The sequence below is a fragment of the Acidovorax temperans genome (assembly GCF_028596105.1).
GTDB lineage: Bacteria > Pseudomonadota > Gammaproteobacteria > Burkholderiales > Burkholderiaceae_C > Acidovorax > Acidovorax temperans.
Window position 1 is genome coordinate 407354 of sequence record NZ_CP117193.1, and the last position, 17319, is coordinate 424672.

Here is a 17319-nt window from a genome sequence, read left to right on the forward strand (position 1 = left end):
CAAATGTTTGACTGGATGGCCTGGACCACGCCCGTGGCCGTGTTCTTCACCTGCATCGTGCTCATGCTCATCGGCATGACGGTGTGGGAAATCAAGTCGCCCACCACCCTGCGCAAGGGCTTTTTGCCCATTGCCACGACGCGGGGGGATCGCCTTTTCATCGGCCTGTTGTCGGCCGCTTATGTGAACCTGATTTTTGTGGGCCTGAGTGGCCGCATGGCGCAGTGGCTCAGCCTTGAGAACGAGCCTTCGGTGTGGATCAGCTTCGTCTTGTCGATGGCGTTGCTGGGGCTGATTCTGCGCAAGGGTTGACGGATGTTTGCTATTGAAATGTGAGCTTGCTGCGCTTTTTAATCAAGGGTTTGAGCATTAAAAGTGTTTTAAACCCTTTGAAATCAAGCGCAGGCAGCTATCGTTTTTGACGGTGTGCCAAGCGCCGGCCTGATTCCCCCCGGGGCCGGTGTTGTTCTACCCAAGGGGGTTCCATCTGAGGAGACAGCAATGAAGGTGCAGTTCAAGGCGATTGCGTTCGCCGCCGCGACCCTGGTTTTGGGTCACGCCGCCTGGGCCGGCGAGGCAGAGGCCAAGAAGTGGATCGACAGTGAGTTTCAGCCATCCACGCTGAGCAAAGACCAGCAGATGGCCGAGATGAAGTGGTTCATCGAAGCCGCCAAGAAGCTGCAGGCCAAGGGTGTGAAGGAAATCTCGGTGGTTTCCGAGACCATCACCACCCACGAGTACGAATCCAAGACGCTGGCCAAGGCGTTCTCCGAGATCACCGGCATCACCGTCAAGCACGACCTCATCCAGGAAGGCGACGTGGTCGAGAAGCTGCAAACCTCCATGCAGTCTGGCAAGTCCATCTATGACGGCTGGATTTCTGACTCCGACCTGATCGGCACCCACTACCGCTACGGCAAGATCCTGAACCTGACCGACTACATGAGCGGCGCGGGCAAGGAATGGACCAACCCCGGCATCGACCTCAAGGACTACATCGGCACCAAGTTCACCACGGCGCCCGATGGCAAGCTGTACCAGCTGCCTGACCAGCAGTTCGCCAACCTGTACTGGTTCCGCGCCGACCTGTTTGAGCGCAAGGACCTGAAGGACAAGTTCAAGGCCAAGTATGGCTACGACCTGGGTGTGCCACTGAACTGGTCCGCCTACGAAGACATCGCCGAGTTCTTCACCAACGACGTCAAGCAGATCGACGGCAAGGCCATCTACGGCCACATGGACTACGGCAAGAAAGACCCATCGCTGGGCTGGCGCTTCACCGATGCATGGCTGTCCATGGCTGGTTCCGCCGACATCGGCACGCCCAACGGTCTGCCCATCGATGAGTGGGGCATTCGCGTGGCTGACGACAAGTGCACCCCTGTGGGCGCCAGCGTGGCCCGTGGCGGTGCGACCAACTCGCCCGCCGCTGTCTACGCGCTCACCAAGTACGTGGACTGGATGAAGAAGTACGCTCCCAAGGAAGCCATGGGCATGACCTTCGGCGAAGCCGGCCCTGTGCCCGCGCAAGGCCAGATCGCCCAGCAAATCTTCTGGTACACCGCCTTCACGGCCGACATGACCAAGCCTGGCCTGCCCGTGGTGAACGCCGACGGCACACCCAAGTGGCGCATGGCCCCCGGCCCCAATGGCCCTTACTGGAAGCAAGGCATGCAAAACGGCTACCAGGACGTGGGCAGCTGGACCTTCTTCAAGGACCACGACGCCAACAAGACGGCTGCCGCCTGGCTCTATGCCCAGTTCGTGACCGCCAAGACCACTTCTCTGAAGAAGACCCTGGTGGGCCTGACACCGATCCGCGAATCGGACATCCAGAGCAAGGCCATGACCGACGCAGCCCCCAAGCTGGGTGGTCTGGTCGAGTTCTACCGCAGCCCCGCCCGCGTGGCATGGTCGCCCACCGGGACCAACGTGCCTGACTACCCCAAGCTGGCCCAGCTGTGGTGGAAGAACGTGGCCCAGGCCGTGACGGGTGAAAAGACCCCTCAAGGCGCCATGGACACGCTGGCTGACGAAATGGATCAGGTGATGGCCCGTCTGGAACGCGCTGGCATGGCCAAGTGCGCGCCCAAGCTGAACAAGAAGGAAGACCCCGCCAAGTGGCTGAGCGACAAGCAAGCCCCTTGGAAGAAGCTGGCCAACGAAAAGCCAAAGGGTGAAACCATCGCGTACCAAACCCTGCTGGACGCCTGGAAGGCTGGCAAGGTGCGCTAATCAGCGCTGGTCTGACGGGTTCCACGGCCCGTCAGACCCATTCCCGGGGTGGGCAGTTTTTTCCTGGTGCCCCGCAGGAGGCTCTGGCTTCAGGCCCCCTGCCGATCCAGAAGATCGGCAGCTGGTGGCCATGCACCAAGGTCAGAAATTACGGGTAAACCCTTACTTAATACCCTATCCCATGGACAATCGGATCCCATGACCAACGTTTCTGCACCCCTCTCCACCCAGCGCTCCGATTTGTTGGACCGCCTGGCCCAGCCGCATGTCTACGATCTGGCCGTGATCGGCGGCGGAGCAACCGGCCTGGGTGTGGCGCTGGACGCTGCCGCGCGAGGGTTCAGCGTGGTGCTGGTGGATTCACATGATTTCGCCAAGGGAACGTCGTCGCGCGCCACCAAGCTGGTGCACGGAGGCGTTCGCTACCTGGCACAAGGCAACATCTCCCTGGTGCGCGAGGCACTGCACGAGCGCACCACGCTGCTCAGCAACGCGCCCCACCTGGCGCAACCCCTGGCGTTCGTGATGCCCTCCTATCGCTGTTGGGAGACTCCGTTTTATGGCATCGGCCTCACGATGTATGACGCCCTTGCAGGCAAGGCCGGCCTGGGGTCCACCCAATTCCTGGGGCGTGAACGCACCCTCCAGTGCCTGCCCACCGCCCGGCAGGATGGCCTCAAGGGTGGGGTGAAGTACTGGGACGGCCAGTTTGATGACGCCCGCCTGGCCTTGGCCTTGGCCCGCACTGCGGCAACCCGGGGCGCTCTGCTGGTCAATTACTGCCCCGCCAAGAAGCTGGTGCATGAAGGTGGGCGCGTGACTGGTTTTGAGTGTGAAGACGCTGAAAGCGGCCGCTCCTTCAGTGTGCGGGCCCGCTGCGTGGTGAATGCCACTGGCGTGTGGGTGGATGGGCTGCGCCAAATGGATGGCGAAGCCATCGGCAAGCCAGTCAAACCCATGGTTGCCCCCAGCCAGGGCGTGCACATCGTGGTGGATCGGGAATTTTTGCCATCCGACCACGCGCTGATGGTGCCCAAGACAGCCGACGGGCGGGTGCTGTTTGCCGTGCCTTGGCTGGGCAAAGTCATTCTGGGCACCACCGACAGCCCGCGCCAGGACGTGGTGCGCGAGCCGCTTCCCTTCAAAGAAGAGGTGGCGTTCATCCTGAACGAATCTGCGCGGTATCTATCGCGCGCGCCCAAGCAGGAAGACATTCGCAGCATCTGGGTGGGCCTGCGCCCGTTGGTCAAACCGCAAGATGAAGACGGTGGCAACACCAAGAGCATCAGCCGCGAACACACCGTGCTGGCCAGCCGCAGTGGCCTGGTCACCGTGACGGGCGGCAAATGGACCACCTACCGGGCCATGGCGGAAGACGTGCTGCAAAAGTGCTTCGACACGGGAGTGCTCCCTCCCAAGGCGGCTGGCATTACCAATCAGCTTCCGCTGGTCGGATCACCTGTAGGGGCAGTTCAGCACAGCATCAGCGACGCCCCTGGCATCCATCTGTATGGCGCAGAAGCCGCCACAGTGGCGGCTTTGCCAGGTAGCGCCAAGGAATTGGGTGGGGGCTTGACGGAAGCCATGGTGCGCTTTGCCGCGCGGTTTGAATACGCACGAACGGTGGAGGATGTGCTCGCTCGCCGTTCTCGCCTGCTGTTCCTTGATGCGCGCAAAGCCATCGACATGGCCCCTGCTGTCGCAGGCACCCTCCAAGAAGAGTTGGGCATCGACCCCCAGCTGCCCGCCTTCTTGGCATTGGCGCAACAATATTTGCGCCCAGAAATGTGATAAGCGCTTGACTAGGTGCTTTCACTTTGCAATAATCGTGGGCTTCGCGTTCAAAGCGCGGAGTTTCTGCCCAGCGGGAAGTGCTGCAAATGGTTTGCGGTGCGGACGACGGGCCCAAGACTGACTGGCTGATTTGCGGCCCTTGAGAAGTTCTCTGGGGCTGTTGTCTTCTGGTGCAAGTTGGGAATATTGAAATGATCCAAACAGAATCTCGGTTAGAGGTTGCCGACAATACCGGCGCTAAGTCCGTCCTTTGCATTAAGGTGCTGGGTGGCTCTAAGCGTCGCTATGCAAGCGTTGGCGACATCATCAAGGTGAGCATCAAGGAAGCCGCTCCACGTGGCCGCGTCAAAAAAGGCGAGGTTTACAGTGCAGTGGTGGTTCGCACGGCGAAGGGTATTCGTCGCGGCGACGGTTCGCTCGTCAAATTCGACGGCAACGCTGCAGTGTTGCTGAATGCAAAGTTGGAGCCTATCGGCACCCGCATCTTTGGACCCGTGACGCGCGAGCTGCGTACCGAAAAGTTCATGAAGATCGTGTCCCTGGCTCCTGAAGTTCTCTAAGGACGCGCTATGAACAAGATTCGCAAAGGCGACGAAGTCATCGTGCTGACGGGGCGCGACAAGGGCAAGCGCGGCACAGTGTCGTTGCGCAAGGATGACTCTTATCTGGTCATCGATGGCATCAACCTGGTCAAGAAGCATGTCAAGCCAAACCCTATGAAGGGCACAACTGGCGGCATCGTTGAAAAGGCTATGCCAATCCATCAGTCCAACGTGGCCATCTTCAATGCGGCTACAGGCAAGGCTGATCGCGTAGGCATCAAGGTGCAGGCTGACGGTTCGCGCGTTCGCGTGTTCAAGTCCAGCGGCGCTGAAATCAAGGCGGCCTAAGGGGTAAACATGGCACGACTGCAAGACATTTACCGCGACAAAGTCGCTCCCGAACTGACCAAGCAGTTCGGTTACACCTCGCCCATGCAAGTCCCACGTCTGACCAAGATCACCCTGAACATGGGTGTGAGCGAAGCCGTTTCGGACAAGAAGGTGATGGACAACGCCGTGGCTGATCTGACCAAGATTGCTGGTCAGAAGCCTGTGGTGACCAAGGCCAAGAAGGCTATCGCTGGTTTCAAGATCCGCGAAGGCCAAGCTATCGGCTGCATGGTGACCCTGCGTGGCGTTCAGATGTACGAATTCCTGGATCGTTTCGTGACCGTGGCTCTGCCCCGCGTTCGTGACTTCCGTGGTATCTCCGGCCGTGCTTTCGACGGTCGTGGCAACTACAACATCGGTGTCAAGGAACAGATCATTTTCCCTGAAATCGAATATGACAAGGTTGACGCTCTGCGCGGCCTGAACATCAGCATTACCACAACGGCCAAGACCGACGAAGAAGCCAAGGCGCTTCTGGCAGGTTTCCGTTTCCCGTTCAAGAACTGAGGCGAAGCATGGCTAAAGTAGCTTTGATCCAGCGCGAACTGAAGCGCGAAAAACTGGCCGCCAAGTACGCAACCAAGTATGCGGAACTGAAGGCGATTGCTGGCGATGCCAAGCGCAGCGACGAAGAGCGTGAAGCAGCCCGTCTGGGCTTGCAAAAGCTCCCTCGCAACGCCAACCCAACGCGTCAGCGTAACCGTTGCGAAATCACCGGTCGTCCACGCGGTACGTTCCGTCAATTCGGTCTGGCCCGCGCCAAGATCCGTGAACTGGCTTTCAATGGCGACATCCCCGGTGTCACCAAGGCCAGCTGGTAAGCCGGCAGGAGAGATTAAACATGAGCATGAGTGATCCCATCGCTGACTTGCTGACCCGCATCCGTAACGCACAGATGGTGTCCAAAGCAACGGTTCAGGTGCCTTCCTCCAAAGTGAAGGTTGCCATCGCCCAAGTGCTGAAGGACGAGGGTTATATCGACGGCTTCCAGGTAAAAACTGAAGCTGGCAAGTCCGAACTTGAAATCGCCCTGAAGTACTACGCAGGCCGTCCAGTGATTGAGCGCATCGAACGCGTCAGCCGCCCTGGTTTGCGTGTCTACAAAGGCCGTGATTCCATTCCACAAGTCATGAACGGTCTGGGTGTGGCAATTGTCACGACTCCCAAGGGCGTGATGACTGATCGCAAAGCACGTGCTACCGGTGTCGGTGGCGAAGTGCTGTGCTACGTGGCCTAACCGCGGCATTGAGGAGTAACTGAAATGTCCCGAGTAGGAAAAATGCCCGTGACCATCCCCGCTGGCGTGGATGTGTCGATCAAAGACGACCAGATCTCTGTGAAGGGTTCTGGCGGTACCTTGTCTCTGGCGCAAAACGTGCTGGTCAAGGTGTCTAGCAATGATGGCAAGTTGAGCTTCGAGCCCGTGAATGACTCGCGTGAAGCCAATGCCATGAGCGGAACCCTGCGTCAACTGGTCAACAACATGGTTGTTGGTGTGAGCAAAGGCTTTGAGAAAAAGCTGAGCTTGGTTGGTGTGGGTTACAAGGCTGCAGCATCGGGTTCCAAGCTGAACCTGGCTGTTGGTTATTCGCATCCCGTCAACTTTGAAATGCCTGCTGGCATCACCGTTGCCACCCCTACGCCCACTGAAGTGGTTGTGAAGGGTGCTGACCGTCAGCGCGTAGGTCAAATTGCTGCTGAGATTCGTGCTGTTCGTCCTCCCGAGCCTTACAAGGGCAAGGGTATCCGCTATGCGGACGAAAAGATCACGATCAAAGAGACCAAGAAGAAATAAGGAGCTGCAACATGTTGACAAAGAAAGAGCAGCGTCTTCGTCGTGCCCGTCAAACCCGCATTCGCATTGCTCAGCAAGGCGTGGCTCGTTTGACTGTGAATCGTACGAACCTCCATATCTACGCCAGCGTGATCTCTGGCGACGGCAGCAAGGTGCTGGCAAGTGCCTCCACGGCAGAAGCCGACGTGCGCCAGTCGCTCGGCGGCTCGGGCAAGGGTGGCAACGCCGCTGCAGCCCAGCTGATCGGCAAGCGCATCGCTGAAAAGGCGAAGGCAGCAGGCGTCGAGAAGGTTGCATTTGATCGCGCAGGTTTCGCTTACCACGGTCGCGTCAAGGCTTTGGCCGATGCAGCCCGCGAAGCTGGTCTGCAGTTCTAAGCGGAGCGGAATAAAAAATGGCTAAATTTCAACCCAAAGTGCAAGACGAAGGTCGTGATGACGGTCTGCGCGAAAAAATGATCGCGGTCAACCGCGTGACCAAAGTCGTGAAGGGCGGCCGTATTCTCGGTTTTGCTGCACTGACTGTGGTTGGTGACGGTGATGGCCGCGTCGGCATGGGCAAGGGCAAATCCAAGGAAGTGCCTGCTGCCGTGCAGAAGGCGATGGAAGAAGCTCGCCGCAACATGGTCAAGGTTTCGCTGAAGAACGGCACCATCTATCACAACGTCACGGGCCACCATGGCGCCGCTGTCGTGATGATGGCTCCCGCTCCAAAGGGTACCGGCATTATTGCTGGCGGTCCTATGCGCGCAGTCTTTGAAGTGTTGGGCGTGACGGATATCGTGGCCAAGAGCCATGGTTCCTCCAATCCTTACAACATGGTTCGCGCAACGTTTGACGCACTTGTCAATTCGACGACTCCGTCGAACGTGGCAGCCAAGCGTGGCAAGACAGTCGAAGACATCTTCGCCTGAACCGGAGTCTGAAATGACAACGCAACAAACCGTCAAGATTCAACTGGTGCGTAGCCCGATTGGCACCAAAGAGTCGCACCGCGCCACCGTCCGTGGTCTGGGTCTGCGCAAGCTGAACAGCGTCAGCGAACTGCAAGACACGCCCGAAGTGCGCGGCATGATTAACAAGATCAGCTATCTGGTCAAAATCGTCTGAGAGATCGATCATGGAACTCAATAGCATCAAGCCCGCAGACGGCGCCAAGCATGCCAAGCGCCGCGTAGGCCGTGGCATTGGCTCCGGTCTGGGCAAGACCGCTGGCCGTGGTCACAAGGGTCAAAAGTCGCGTTCCGGCGGCTACCACAAGGTGGGTTTCGAAGGCGGTCAAATGCCTTTGCAGCGTCGCCTGCCAAAGCGCGGCTTCAAGTCGCAGTCTTTGAAGTTCAATGCAGAAGTTACTTTGTCTGCTCTTGAACAACTCGGTCTGCCTGAAGTTGATGTGCTGGCTTTGAAGCAAGCAGGTTTGATTGGTGAACTGGCCAAGGTGGTCAAGGTCATCAAGACCGGCTCTTTGACCAAGGCTGTCAAGCTGACTGGCATCGGTGCAACGGCAGGTGCCAAGGCAGCTATCGAAGCTGCTGGCGGCTCCCTCGCCTGATAGCACTCCCTAAGGAAGGCATCTGTGGCAACTAGCGCAGCTCAAATTGCAAAGACTGGCAAGTTCGGCGACCTGCGTCGTCGGCTGGTTTTTCTGTTGCTTGCGCTGGTCGTGTATCGCATCGGGGCTCATATCCCGGTGCCAGGCATCGATCCAGCCCAACTTCAGCAGTTGTTCAGTGGACAACAGGGCGGCATCCTGAACTTGTTCAACATGTTCTCGGGTGGTGCTTTGTCTCGCTTCACGGTTTTTGCACTGGGGATCATGCCGTACATCTCGGCATCGATCATTTTGCAGTTGATGACTTATGTCATTCCTACCTTTGAGCAATTGAAGAAGGAAGGCGAGGCCGGCCGCAGAAAGATTACCCAGTACACACGTGCTGGTACTTTGGGTCTGGCGCTTTTCCAATCGTTTGGCATTGCCGTTGCGCTGGAAAGCTCTGCTGGCCTGGTGCTGAGTCCTGGTTTTGGTTTCCGTCTTACGGCGGTGGTGAGTCTGACTGCTGGAACAATGTTCCTGATGTGGCTGGGCGAGCAAATCACTGAGCGTGGTCTAGGCAACGGCATTTCGATTCTGATCTTTGCAGGTATCGCCGCAGGGCTCCCAAGCTCTATTGGTGGTTTGCTGGAGTTGGTCAGTACTGGCGCGATGTCAGCACCTGCTGCGATCTTTATCGTACTGGTGGTGGGTCTGGTAACATACTTCGTTGTGTTCGTGGAGCGAGGTCAGCGCAAGATTCTCGTGAACTATGCCCGTCGTCAGGTGGGTAACAAGGTTTACGGCGGCCAAGCGTCGCATCTGCCCCTGAAGTTGAACATGGCTGGCGTGATTCCACCGATCTTTGCATCGTCGATCATTCTGTTGCCCGCGACAGTGGTGAATTGGTTCAGTGCAGGCGATTCGATGCGTTGGCTGAAGGATATCTCTGGTGCTCTGACTCCTGGTCAGCCCATCTATGTGATGTTCTATGCGGCCGCGATCATCTTCTTCTGTTTCTTCTATACGGCGTTGGTTTTCAACAGTCGCGAGACGGCAGATAACCTGAAGAAGAGCGGCGCCTTCATTCCTGGAATTCGCCCAGGCGAGCAAACTGCCCGCTACATTGACAAGATTCTGGTTCGCTTGACTCTTGCCGGTGCTGTGTACATCACCTTTGTGTGCTTGCTGCCCGAGTTCTTGATTCTCAAGTACAACGTGCCGTTCTACTTTGGTGGTACATCGTTGTTGATCATCGTGGTGGTGACCATGGACTTCATGGCCCAGGTCCAGAACTACATGATGTCGCAGCAATACGAGTCTCTGCTCAAGAAAGCTAATTTCAAGGGCGGCGGTGCTGGTTGAAGCATGATTTCTAAGTAGCCGATGCTGCTCAGAGGTTATGAAATTAAGTTAAGTGAGCGCCCCACGATTTTTCGCGGGCACGCATTGTGTTCCGTGCAGAACAGCCGGGACGGATGGAAAAGTTTTAGGAGAATGCAATGAGAGTTTCGGCTTCGGTCAAAAAAATCTGCCGCAACTGCAAGATCATCCGCCGCAAAGGTGTGGTGCGCGTGATCTGCACGGATCTGCGTCATAAGCAGCGCCAAGGTTGATTGGAAAGTATTAGAGGACGCATATGGCACGTATCGCTGGCATCAACATTCCGCCTCACAAGCATGCGGAAATCGGTCTGACCTCCATTTTTGGCATTGGTCGCACCCGCGCTCGCAAGATTTGCGAAGCAACTGGTATCGCTTACACCAAGAAGATCAAGGATCTGACGGATAGCGACCTGGAAAAAATTCGCGAGCAAATCGAGCAGTTCACCATCGAAGGTGACCTGCGTCGCGAAACCACCATGAACATCAAGCGCTTGATGGACATTGGCTGCTACCGTGGTTTCCGCCATCGTCGTGGTCTGCCGATGCGTGGTCAGCGTACGCGTACCAACGCTCGTACTCGCAAGGGTCCGCGCAAGGGTGCAGCTGCACTGAAGAAATAAAGAGATTGAAAGATCATTATGGCTAAGTCTCCTGCCAATAACGCAGCTCAGCGCGTTCGCAAGAAGGTTCGCAAGAACGTTTCGGACGGTATTGCACACGTGCATGCCTCCTTCAACAACACGATCATTACCATCACTGATCGCCAGGGCAATGCTTTGTCTTGGGCATCGTCTGGTGGTCAAGGTTTTAAGGGCTCGCGCAAGTCCACTCCCTTCGCAGCACAGGTGGCTTCCGAAGTGGCTGGCCGTGCCGCTATTGACCAAGGTATCAAGAATCTGGATGTCGAGATCAAGGGTCCTGGTCCAGGTCGTGAATCCTCTGTGCGCGCTCTGGGCGCCCTGGGCATCCGCATCACATCGATTTCCGATGTGACACCTGTGCCGCACAATGGCTGCCGCCCTCAAAAGCGTCGCCGTATCTAATTTTTTCAAGCCCACCGCCGCCTGCAGACGCGTAAGCGCTACAGGCGGCTCCCGCAATGGTGTGCGGTAGATGACATAAAAGGAAGCTCAAGTGGCACGTTACCTCGGCCCCAAGGCCAAACTTTCCCGCCGTGAAGGCACGGACCTGTTCCTGAAGAGCGCCCGTCGCTCCATCGCTGACAAGTCTAAGTTCGATTCCAAGCCTGGTCAGCACGGTCGCACCTCGGGTGCCCGTACCTCTGACTACGGTCTGCAACTGCGCGAAAAGCAAAAAGTCAAGCGCATGTACGGCATTTTGGAAAAGCAATTCCGCCGCTACTTCGAAGCCGCTGATGGCAAGAAGGGCAACACTGGTGCGAATCTGCTGTTCCTGTTGGAGTCACGCCTGGACAACGTCGTGTATCGCATGGGCTTTGGCTCGACACGTGCAGAAGCCCGTCAGTTGGTGTCGCACAAGGCGATCACTGTGAATGGCCAGTCGGTCAACATCCCTTCGTACCTCGTGAAGGTCGGTGATGTGGTCGCTGTGCGTGAGAAGTCCAAGAAGCAGGCCCGTATCACTGAAGCATTGCAACTGGCCGCTCAAGTGGGCATGCCAGCTTGGGTTGATGTGAATGCCGACAAGGCAGAAGGTGTCTTCAAGAAGGTGCCTGATCGTGATGAATTCGGTGCAGACATCAACGAATCCCTGATCGTTGAGTTGTATTCGCGCTAATCACTCGATCTAGTTTTCGAGTAAACCGTTCCTAAACCGCGAGGCATCGCGGTTTAGGCGCTTCACCAGCCTTACCGGTGTAACGAGCTGGGGGTATTGAGAGGAAGTTTGAATGCAAACCAATTTGCTGAAACCCAAGACGATCAATGTCGAGCAGCTGGGCCACAACCGCGCCAAGGTGGCTCTGGAGCCGTTTGAGCGGGGCTATGGCCATACACTGGGCAACGCTATCAGACGCGTTCTGCTTTCGTCTATGGTGGGTTACGCAGCGACTGAAGTGACCATTGCCGGTGTGCTTCACGAGTACTCCTCTATTGATGGAGTTCAAGAAGATGTGGTGAACATTCTCTTGAACCTGAAGGGCGTGGTGTTCAAGCTCCACAACCGTGATGAAGTGACCCTGAGCCTGCGCAAGGACGGCGAAGGCGTCGTAACCGCACGTGATATCCAGACACCCCACGATGTAGAGATCGTCAACCCCGATCACGTGATCGCACACTTGTCGCAGGGCGGCAAGCTGGACATGCAGATCAAGGTGGAAAAGGGCCGGGGTTACGTGCCTGGCAGCATGCGTCGTTATGCCGACGAAGCTACTAAATCTATTGGCCGTATTGTTCTCGACGCCTCTTTCTCTCCAGTCAAGCGCGTTAGCTACACAGTCGAAAGTGCCCGCGTGGAGCAGCGTACCGATCTGGACAAGCTGGTCGTAGAGATTGAAACCAACGGTGCGATCACTGCGGAAGATGCCGTGCGTGCGTCTGCCAAGATTTTGGTGGAGCAGTTGGCTGTGTTTGCCCAGCTGGAAGGCGGCGAACTGACAGCCTTTGAGACACCTTCGGGCCCACGTGGCGGTGCTACGTTCGATCCGATTTTGCTCCGTCCAGTGGATGAATTGGAACTGACAGTGCGTTCTGCCAACTGCCTCAAGGCAGAGAACATCTACTATATCGGTGATCTGATTCAGCGCACCGAAAACGAGTTGCTCAAGACGCCTAACCTTGGTCGTAAGTCGCTCAACGAAATCAAGGAAGTCCTGGCTTCCCGCGGTCTCACCCTGGGTATGAAGCTTGAGAACTGGCCACCAGCCGGTCTCGACAAGCGTTAAGTTATAATTTTTGGCTCCCTGAATGGGAGCAGTGCATTGGGCAGTACCTGATACGGCTGCTCAATTTAATTAAAGTAAAAGGAAAGCACCATGCGCCACGGATACGGCCTCCGTAAACTCAATCGCACCAGCTCGCACCGCCTTGCGATGCTGCAAAACATGATGAACTCGCTTATCGAGCATGAGGCCATCAAAACAACGGTCCCCAAGGCTAAAGAACTTCGCCGCGTGATCGAGCCCATGATCACTTTGGCTAAAGAAGACTCCGTCGCCAACCGTCGCCTCGCATTCAACCGTCTGCGTGACCGTGACAGCGTTACCAAGCTCTTCAACGAACTGGGTCCACGCTTCAAAGCCCGTCCCGGTGGCTACACACGCATCTTAAAGATGGGTTTCCGTGTGGGCGACAATGCTCCTATGGCTTACGTCGAACTGGTTGATCGTGCTGCGGAAACTGAAAATTCTTCGGCAGCTGCTGAATAATAGGGTATAATTTAAATCTACCGCGCGATGGAGCAGTCTGGTAGCTCGTTGGGCTCATAACCCAAAGGTCGGAGGTTCAAATCCTTCTCGCGCAACCAATAAAATCAAGCATTTAGGTTGTCGTCAAGGCCCACTTCGGTGTAATGCCAGTCAGTTAAGCCCGCAGGCGGCTTGATCCAGTAAAAAGGGGACGTGTTCAACACGTTCCCTTTTTTGCTTGATGAGCCTGCTTGCAAACGCCTTGCGCCAGACCCTGCCCCGAGTACCTGATCGCCTCGAGCAGCTCAGCGCGTTGATAGACCCCACCTGGATCGCACAGGCGCTGGGGACCAGCGGCAAGGCCTCCATCCGCCGGCGCAAGCTGCCTGCCGAACATGCCGTGTGGCTTGTGATCGGACTGGCGCTGTTTCGCGACCGGCCACTGTGGCAGGTGGTGCAGCAGCTGGATTTGAGCCTGGATGGACAAGCGCCGCCCGCACCGAGCGTCAGCGTGCAAGCCCGCCAGCGCCTGGGCGAGGAGCCTCTGGCCGAGCTGTTCGCTCTACTGACCCAAGCCTGGAGCCGTCCTGCGGTGAATGTGCGCCAGCCACTGCGCGTACTGGCTGTGGATGGTGTGGTCTGGTCGGCGCCGGACACCCCTGAGAATCGAGTCGAACTGGGCAGCTGCAGCAACCAGCATGGCCTCTCGCCCTGGCCGCAGATCCGCGCCACTTGCCTGATGGACACACACAGCCACGAGATGCTTGATGCCAAGCTCGGCGCCATGGACTGCGGCGAATTGAGCCTGGCAGCGCAGTTGCGCGGCGAGGATCACTCCGTGACCCTGTTTGACCGAGCGTACTTCTCGGCAGCGTTCCTGTTGGACTGGCAGGCTGCGGGTACGCAGCGCCACTGGTTGATGCGCGCGCGGGACAATCTGCGCCATGAGATCGTCCAGCAACTGGCGCGCGGCGATGCGCTGATCCGCATGCCGGTGTCCCCACAAGCGCGCAAGGCACACCCGCATCTGCCCAGCCACTGGCAGGCACGCCTGATCGAGGTGAGCGTGGGTGGACGGCTGCGCCGCTTCATCACATCCTTGCTGTGTCCCCGCACGCATCCGGCGCAGGAGCTGGCCGAGCTCTACCGCCAGCGTTGGGAGATCGAGTTGGGGTTCCGGGAGATCAAGCAGACCCTGCAGGAGGGTGAGCCGGTGCTGCGCAGCAAGCAGCCCGCGCTGGTGCGCCAGGAGCTGTGGGGTGTGCTGATCGCCTACACGCTGCTGCGCCGCTGGATGCGCGAGATGGCAGCGCACGTCCAGGTCGAGCCCCAGCGCATCAGCTTCCACACAGCCAGCTACGCCATCGTGAACTTACTGGCGGTCCCCAGCCTGGACTCTGCCGGCACCTTGCCCAAGCAGTTGGCAGCCCTGTTGGCGCAATCGCGACACTTCGTGCTGCCGCCACGCCGCACTGGGCGCAGCTTCCCAAGGGTCGTCAAAAAACGCGCTTCCAAATTCCCAACGAAAAAAATGCCAGTCAGCTCTTAACTGACTGGCATTGCACTTCGGTGGGCCTTTTTGTTTTGTGTCGAGGTTTGTGGCGAGGTCGGTGTCGTCACAGTTTCAGGCCCCAACGTTAGTGACTATTGGGTGTGCGTCGAGTTTCTGGAATCAATAAGAAGTATTGTTCTTTGGAACTCAAGTCAAGATGTCGAGAGTGGCGGATCTCCGCATGCTGCTCAACATAGCTGCAGCTCCGTTGGCCCCAATGCGGGACCGCCGCATCGACTTCGGCATTGCAGCGGTTGCTGCCGATCGTCTTTCAGTCCCAGCTAGTGTCCTGTCCCGCTGATACGTGAGCAAAGTCGATGCAACTTCTCAAGAATCGAATCTGCGGTGGCCGTCCATTTGAACGGCTGGCTGTTGGCGTTGTGGTGAGCGACGAACTGATCGATGCGCTGCACGAGCTGCTTGACGCTGGTGAACGATCCGCGCCGGATGGCCTTGTCGGTGATCAGTGCAAAGAAGCGCTCAACCTGATTCAGCCAGGAGCTGTAGGTCGGAATGAAGTGCATGTGCCAGCGCGGCCGGGTGGCCAGCAAGCCTTGATCTTCGGGTGACTGTGCGTGGCGTAGTTATCTACGATGCAATGGATGTCGAGCTCGGGCGGCACAGCGGTCTCGATCTCGCGCAGAAACGACAGGAACTCCTGATGCCGATGGCGCGGTTTGCAACTGGCCAGCACCGCGCCGTTGAGTACGTTCAACGCGGCAAACAGCGTTGTGGTGCCATGGCGCTTGTAGTCGTGTGTGACACCTTCGGCGTAGCCAAAGCCCATGGGCAGCATCGGCTGCGTGCGCTCCAGCGCCTGGCATTGGCTTTTCTCGTCCACGCAGATGACCAAGGCGTTGTCCGGGGGGCTCAGGTACAGACCCACCACGTCGCGCAACTTCTCCACGAAGAACGGATCATTGGACAGTTTGAAGCCCTCGGTGCGATGCGGCTGCAGTCCAAAAAGCTGGAAGTAGCGTTGCACGCTGGACTTGGAGATGCCCGTCTCTGCGGCCACGCCGCGCACGCTCCAGTGCGACGAGCCATTTACCGGCTTGGTGTGCAGCGTGGTGTTGATCAACTCCGCGATCCGCTCATCGTCGATGGTGCGTGGAGCACCGGGGCGAATGTCATCGTACAGACCGGCGATGCGCCGCTCAATGAAGCGCGAGCGCCACTTTCCCACGGTGGCGTTAGTCAATTGCAACCGCGCGGCGATCGCGTTGTTGGGCTCGCCCTCTGCGCTGCTAAGAACAATGCGCGCCCGGCTGCTCAATGCCGCCGGCAACGAGCGGCTGCGCGCAAACGACTGCAATTGAGATCGCTCGTCGTCACTCAGTACCAATTCAGATTTCGGTCTGCCTGTTCTCATCGCGGTATCTCCGTTCCAAAGATACTGCACCGGCATGCAAGACTAATGCCATTTATTTGCAGGACAGAACACTAGCAGCCGAGATATAAACTCGGCATGATTTATTCATGAACTTTTGTAGATTGCGTGAGTCGAACGTTCATGGAAAAAGAAGATGCACGCAAGCAGTCGCGGGAAGTGCTGCATGAACGGCGCAAGCAGGTCATTCGCTTGCATCGAAAAGGTGTTGGCGTGATGCAGATCGTTGAGCAAACCGGGCTCAGTTGGTCTGGGGTTAACACTGCACTGCGCCTGTTCGAGCAAGGCGGTGCGGCCGCACTCAAGCCCCACGCCAGGGGAAAGAAACCAGGTAGTGGACGCAGCCTGAGCACTGAGCAAGAGCGCGTGATTCGAATGACCATCATCGACAAACGCCCAGAGCAGATCAAGATGGAGTTCGCGCTTTGGAGTCGGCCCGCAGTGCGCGAACTCATTGAACGCGACCTGGGGATCAAGCTGTCTGTGCGGGCGGTGGGCGACTATCTGGCACGCTGGGGTTTTACACCGCAAAAGCCGATCAAGAAAGCCTACGAGCAGCGGCCCGAGGCCGTCCAGGCCTGGCTCGAAGATGAATACCCCACCATTGAGGCCAGAGCCAAGCGTGAAGGCGCAGAAATTCATTGGGGTGACGAAACAGCGCTGGTCAACACGGATGTGCGTGGCAGAAGTTACGCACCTGCGGGCCAAACACCAGTGACGCGCGCAGTCGGCGGAACGCGGCAAAAGCTCTCCATGATTGCCACCGTCACCAACCAGGGCAAAACGCGCTGGATGATCATTGACGAGGCGTTCAATTCAGACAGGCTGATCGAGTTCATGCAGGCCTTGATCAAGGAGTCGCAGGGCAAGAAGATATTCCTGATTCTGGACAACCTGAGGGTGCACCACAGCAAGCCAGTCAAGGAGTGGGCGACACAGCACAAACAGGACATTGAATTGTTCTACCTGCCCAGCTACAGCCCTGAGCTCAACCCAGAGGAGCGGCTGAACGCAGATTTGAAGCATGCGATTGGCAGCAAGGTTCCGGTGCGAACCTAGGCCAGGCTGTGCGCTGCAGCGACAGAGCACATGACGATGCTGGAGAACACGCCAGAGCGGGTCAAGAAGTACTTTAGTGACAAGCATGTCGCCTATGCGGCCTCATGAATAATCCCCGCCGGATCAATAAGGAGCCGACTCTCATGCAAGACTATTTGGGTCACGCCTGATGTCCGGTCTAGGATACACAGTCGACATTGGCAGCGCGCGCCTCGCGAATTCCCTGTCGACCGTCTGCTCTTGACGCCCCCCAACAGGTGAATTCGACCCATCCGCGACATTCGATTTCATAGATTCGTCGCCGCGAAACAGTCATTAATTC

At 57.5% G+C, this 17319-nt stretch carries 21 protein-coding genes, 1 tRNA gene and 2 pseudogenes; 23 read left to right on the forward strand and 1 reads right to left on the reverse strand.

Annotated features, from left to right (window positions below):
- The first annotated feature begins 3 nt into the window (after window positions 1-3).
- The 22 genes from PQV96_RS01820 (at window position 4) to PQV96_RS01925 (ending at window position 14545) form a co-directional block, all read left to right on the forward strand.
- Window positions 4-312 carry a DUF2160 domain-containing protein gene (locus tag PQV96_RS01820; protein WP_044399245.1) on the forward strand — a complete coding sequence of 103 codons (309 nt, stop codon included), beginning with the start codon at window positions 4-6 and terminating at the stop codon, window positions 310-312.
- 189 nt (window positions 313-501) lie between these two features.
- Window positions 502-2235 carry an ABC transporter substrate-binding protein gene (locus PQV96_RS01825; protein WP_273624382.1) on the forward strand — a complete coding sequence of 578 codons (1734 nt, stop codon included), beginning with the start codon at window positions 502-504 and terminating at the stop codon, window positions 2233-2235.
- A 198-nt stretch (window positions 2236-2433) separates the two neighbouring features.
- Window positions 2434-4026 carry a glycerol-3-phosphate dehydrogenase/oxidase gene (locus PQV96_RS01830; protein ID WP_273624384.1) on the forward strand — a complete coding sequence of 531 codons (1593 nt, stop codon included), beginning with the start codon at window positions 2434-2436 and terminating at the stop codon, window positions 4024-4026.
- Window positions 4027-4220: 194 nt separating this feature from the next.
- Entirely contained in the window at window positions 4221-4589 is a 369-nt protein-coding gene (gene rplN, locus PQV96_RS01835; protein WP_007861702.1) for a 50S ribosomal protein L14, read from the forward strand.
- Between the two features lie 9 nt (window positions 4590-4598).
- A complete protein-coding gene (gene rplX, locus PQV96_RS01840; protein WP_011793787.1) occupies window positions 4599-4919 on the forward strand; it encodes a 50S ribosomal protein L24 in 321 nt (106 codons plus the stop codon).
- Window positions 4920-4928: 9 nt separating this feature from the next.
- On the forward strand, window positions 4929-5468 hold the full coding sequence (rplE, locus tag PQV96_RS01845; protein ID WP_044399265.1) for a 50S ribosomal protein L5: 540 nt from the start codon (window positions 4929-4931) through the stop codon (window positions 5466-5468).
- An 8-nt stretch (window positions 5469-5476) separates the two neighbouring features.
- A complete protein-coding gene (rpsN, locus tag PQV96_RS01850; RefSeq protein WP_044399267.1) occupies window positions 5477-5782 on the forward strand; it encodes a 30S ribosomal protein S14 in 306 nt (101 codons plus the stop codon).
- A gap of 20 nt (window positions 5783-5802) precedes the next feature.
- Entirely contained in the window at window positions 5803-6198 is a 396-nt protein-coding gene (gene rpsH, locus PQV96_RS01855; RefSeq protein WP_044399270.1) for a 30S ribosomal protein S8, read from the forward strand.
- Window positions 6199-6222: 24 nt separating this feature from the next.
- The gene (gene rplF / locus PQV96_RS01860; RefSeq protein ID WP_044399272.1) at window positions 6223-6756 is read left to right on the forward strand and encodes a 50S ribosomal protein L6; all 534 of its coding nucleotides are present in this window, start codon (window positions 6223-6225) and stop codon (window positions 6754-6756) included.
- 11 nt (window positions 6757-6767) lie between these two features.
- Entirely contained in the window at window positions 6768-7133 is a 366-nt protein-coding gene (rplR, locus tag PQV96_RS01865) for a 50S ribosomal protein L18 (protein WP_044399274.1), read from the forward strand.
- A 17-nt stretch (window positions 7134-7150) separates the two neighbouring features.
- Window positions 7151-7669, forward strand: coding sequence for a 30S ribosomal protein S5 (gene rpsE, locus PQV96_RS01870; RefSeq protein WP_015016014.1), 519 nt, complete (start codon window positions 7151-7153; stop codon window positions 7667-7669).
- 13 nt (window positions 7670-7682) lie between these two features.
- Window positions 7683-7865, forward strand: a complete 183-nt coding sequence (gene rpmD / locus PQV96_RS01875) for a 50S ribosomal protein L30 (RefSeq protein WP_063462383.1) — start codon at window positions 7683-7685, stop codon at window positions 7863-7865.
- Window positions 7866-7875: 10 nt separating this feature from the next.
- On the forward strand, window positions 7876-8307 hold the full coding sequence (gene rplO / locus PQV96_RS01880) for a 50S ribosomal protein L15 (RefSeq protein ID WP_066784382.1): 432 nt from the start codon (window positions 7876-7878) through the stop codon (window positions 8305-8307).
- Window positions 8308-8331: 24 nt separating this feature from the next.
- Window positions 8332-9651, forward strand: coding sequence for a preprotein translocase subunit SecY (gene secY / locus PQV96_RS01885; protein ID WP_044399280.1), 1320 nt, complete (start codon window positions 8332-8334; stop codon window positions 9649-9651).
- Window positions 9652-9788: 137 nt separating this feature from the next.
- Complete coding sequence (gene rpmJ / locus PQV96_RS01890; protein ID WP_005793651.1) at window positions 9789-9902, forward strand: 50S ribosomal protein L36; 114 nt, start codon at window positions 9789-9791, stop codon at window positions 9900-9902.
- Window positions 9903-9925: 23 nt separating this feature from the next.
- Window positions 9926-10291 (forward strand): 30S ribosomal protein S13, encoded by a 366-nt coding sequence (gene rpsM, locus PQV96_RS01895; protein ID WP_066698027.1) that lies wholly within the window; start codon window positions 9926-9928, stop codon window positions 10289-10291.
- An 18-nt stretch (window positions 10292-10309) separates the two neighbouring features.
- Window positions 10310-10714, forward strand: a complete 405-nt coding sequence (rpsK, locus tag PQV96_RS01900; RefSeq protein ID WP_005793662.1) for a 30S ribosomal protein S11 — start codon at window positions 10310-10312, stop codon at window positions 10712-10714.
- Window positions 10715-10805: 91 nt separating this feature from the next.
- A complete protein-coding gene (gene rpsD, locus PQV96_RS01905; protein ID WP_044399288.1) occupies window positions 10806-11429 on the forward strand; it encodes a 30S ribosomal protein S4 in 624 nt (207 codons plus the stop codon).
- A 112-nt stretch (window positions 11430-11541) separates the two neighbouring features.
- On the forward strand, window positions 11542-12534 hold the full coding sequence (locus PQV96_RS01910; protein WP_066698030.1) for a DNA-directed RNA polymerase subunit alpha: 993 nt from the start codon (window positions 11542-11544) through the stop codon (window positions 12532-12534).
- Window positions 12535-12624: 90 nt separating this feature from the next.
- Window positions 12625-13017: a 50S ribosomal protein L17 gene (gene rplQ, locus PQV96_RS01915; RefSeq protein ID WP_273624409.1), complete on the forward strand. Its 393-nt coding sequence runs from the start codon at window positions 12625-12627 to the stop codon at window positions 13015-13017.
- Between the two features lie 21 nt (window positions 13018-13038).
- Window positions 13039-13115: transfer RNA gene (locus tag PQV96_RS01920), tRNA-Met, on the forward strand.
- Between the two features lie 122 nt (window positions 13116-13237).
- On the forward strand, window positions 13238-14545 hold the full coding sequence (locus PQV96_RS01925; protein WP_273624410.1) for an IS4 family transposase: 1308 nt from the start codon (window positions 13238-13240) through the stop codon (window positions 14543-14545).
- 284 nt (window positions 14546-14829) lie between these two features.
- Here PQV96_RS01925 and PQV96_RS01930 read toward each other — a convergent pair.
- A pseudogene (locus tag PQV96_RS01930) lies at window positions 14830-15920 on the reverse strand (IS630 family transposase).
- A 141-nt stretch (window positions 15921-16061) separates the two neighbouring features.
- Between PQV96_RS01930 and PQV96_RS01935 the strand changes: the two are divergent.
- Window positions 16062-17105: pseudogene (locus tag PQV96_RS01935) on the forward strand (IS630-like element ISStma10 family transposase).
- Window positions 17106-17319: the final 214 nt, after the last annotated feature.

Coding starts and splice junctions, on each gene's coding strand:
- PQV96_RS01820 (WP_044399245.1), top strand. CDS start 4: ATGTTTGACTGGATGGCCTGGACCACGCCCGTGGCCGTGTTCTTCACC.
- rpsH (WP_044399270.1), top strand. CDS start 5,803: ATGAGCATGAGTGATCCCATCGCTGACTTGCTGACCCGCATCCGTAAC.
- rplE (WP_044399265.1), top strand. CDS start 4,929: ATGGCACGACTGCAAGACATTTACCGCGACAAAGTCGCTCCCGAACTG.
- rplX (WP_011793787.1), top strand. CDS start 4,599: ATGAACAAGATTCGCAAAGGCGACGAAGTCATCGTGCTGACGGGGCGC.
- rplN (WP_007861702.1), top strand. CDS start 4,221: ATGATCCAAACAGAATCTCGGTTAGAGGTTGCCGACAATACCGGCGCT.
- rpsM (WP_066698027.1), top strand. CDS start 9,926: ATGGCACGTATCGCTGGCATCAACATTCCGCCTCACAAGCATGCGGAA.
- rplR (WP_044399274.1), top strand. CDS start 6,768: ATGTTGACAAAGAAAGAGCAGCGTCTTCGTCGTGCCCGTCAAACCCGC.
- rplF (WP_044399272.1), top strand. CDS start 6,223: ATGTCCCGAGTAGGAAAAATGCCCGTGACCATCCCCGCTGGCGTGGAT.
- rpsK (WP_005793662.1), top strand. CDS start 10,310: ATGGCTAAGTCTCCTGCCAATAACGCAGCTCAGCGCGTTCGCAAGAAG.
- rplO (WP_066784382.1), top strand. CDS start 7,876: ATGGAACTCAATAGCATCAAGCCCGCAGACGGCGCCAAGCATGCCAAG.
- PQV96_RS01830 (WP_273624384.1), top strand. CDS start 2,434: ATGACCAACGTTTCTGCACCCCTCTCCACCCAGCGCTCCGATTTGTTG.
- PQV96_RS01925 (WP_273624410.1), top strand. CDS start 13,238: ATGAGCCTGCTTGCAAACGCCTTGCGCCAGACCCTGCCCCGAGTACCT.
- PQV96_RS01910 (WP_066698030.1), top strand. CDS start 11,542: ATGCAAACCAATTTGCTGAAACCCAAGACGATCAATGTCGAGCAGCTG.
- rpmJ (WP_005793651.1), top strand. CDS start 9,789: ATGAGAGTTTCGGCTTCGGTCAAAAAAATCTGCCGCAACTGCAAGATC.
- rpmD (WP_063462383.1), top strand. CDS start 7,683: ATGACAACGCAACAAACCGTCAAGATTCAACTGGTGCGTAGCCCGATT.
- PQV96_RS01825 (WP_273624382.1), top strand. CDS start 502: ATGAAGGTGCAGTTCAAGGCGATTGCGTTCGCCGCCGCGACCCTGGTT.
- rpsE (WP_015016014.1), top strand. CDS start 7,151: ATGGCTAAATTTCAACCCAAAGTGCAAGACGAAGGTCGTGATGACGGT.
- rplQ (WP_273624409.1), top strand. CDS start 12,625: ATGCGCCACGGATACGGCCTCCGTAAACTCAATCGCACCAGCTCGCAC.
- rpsN (WP_044399267.1), top strand. CDS start 5,477: ATGGCTAAAGTAGCTTTGATCCAGCGCGAACTGAAGCGCGAAAAACTG.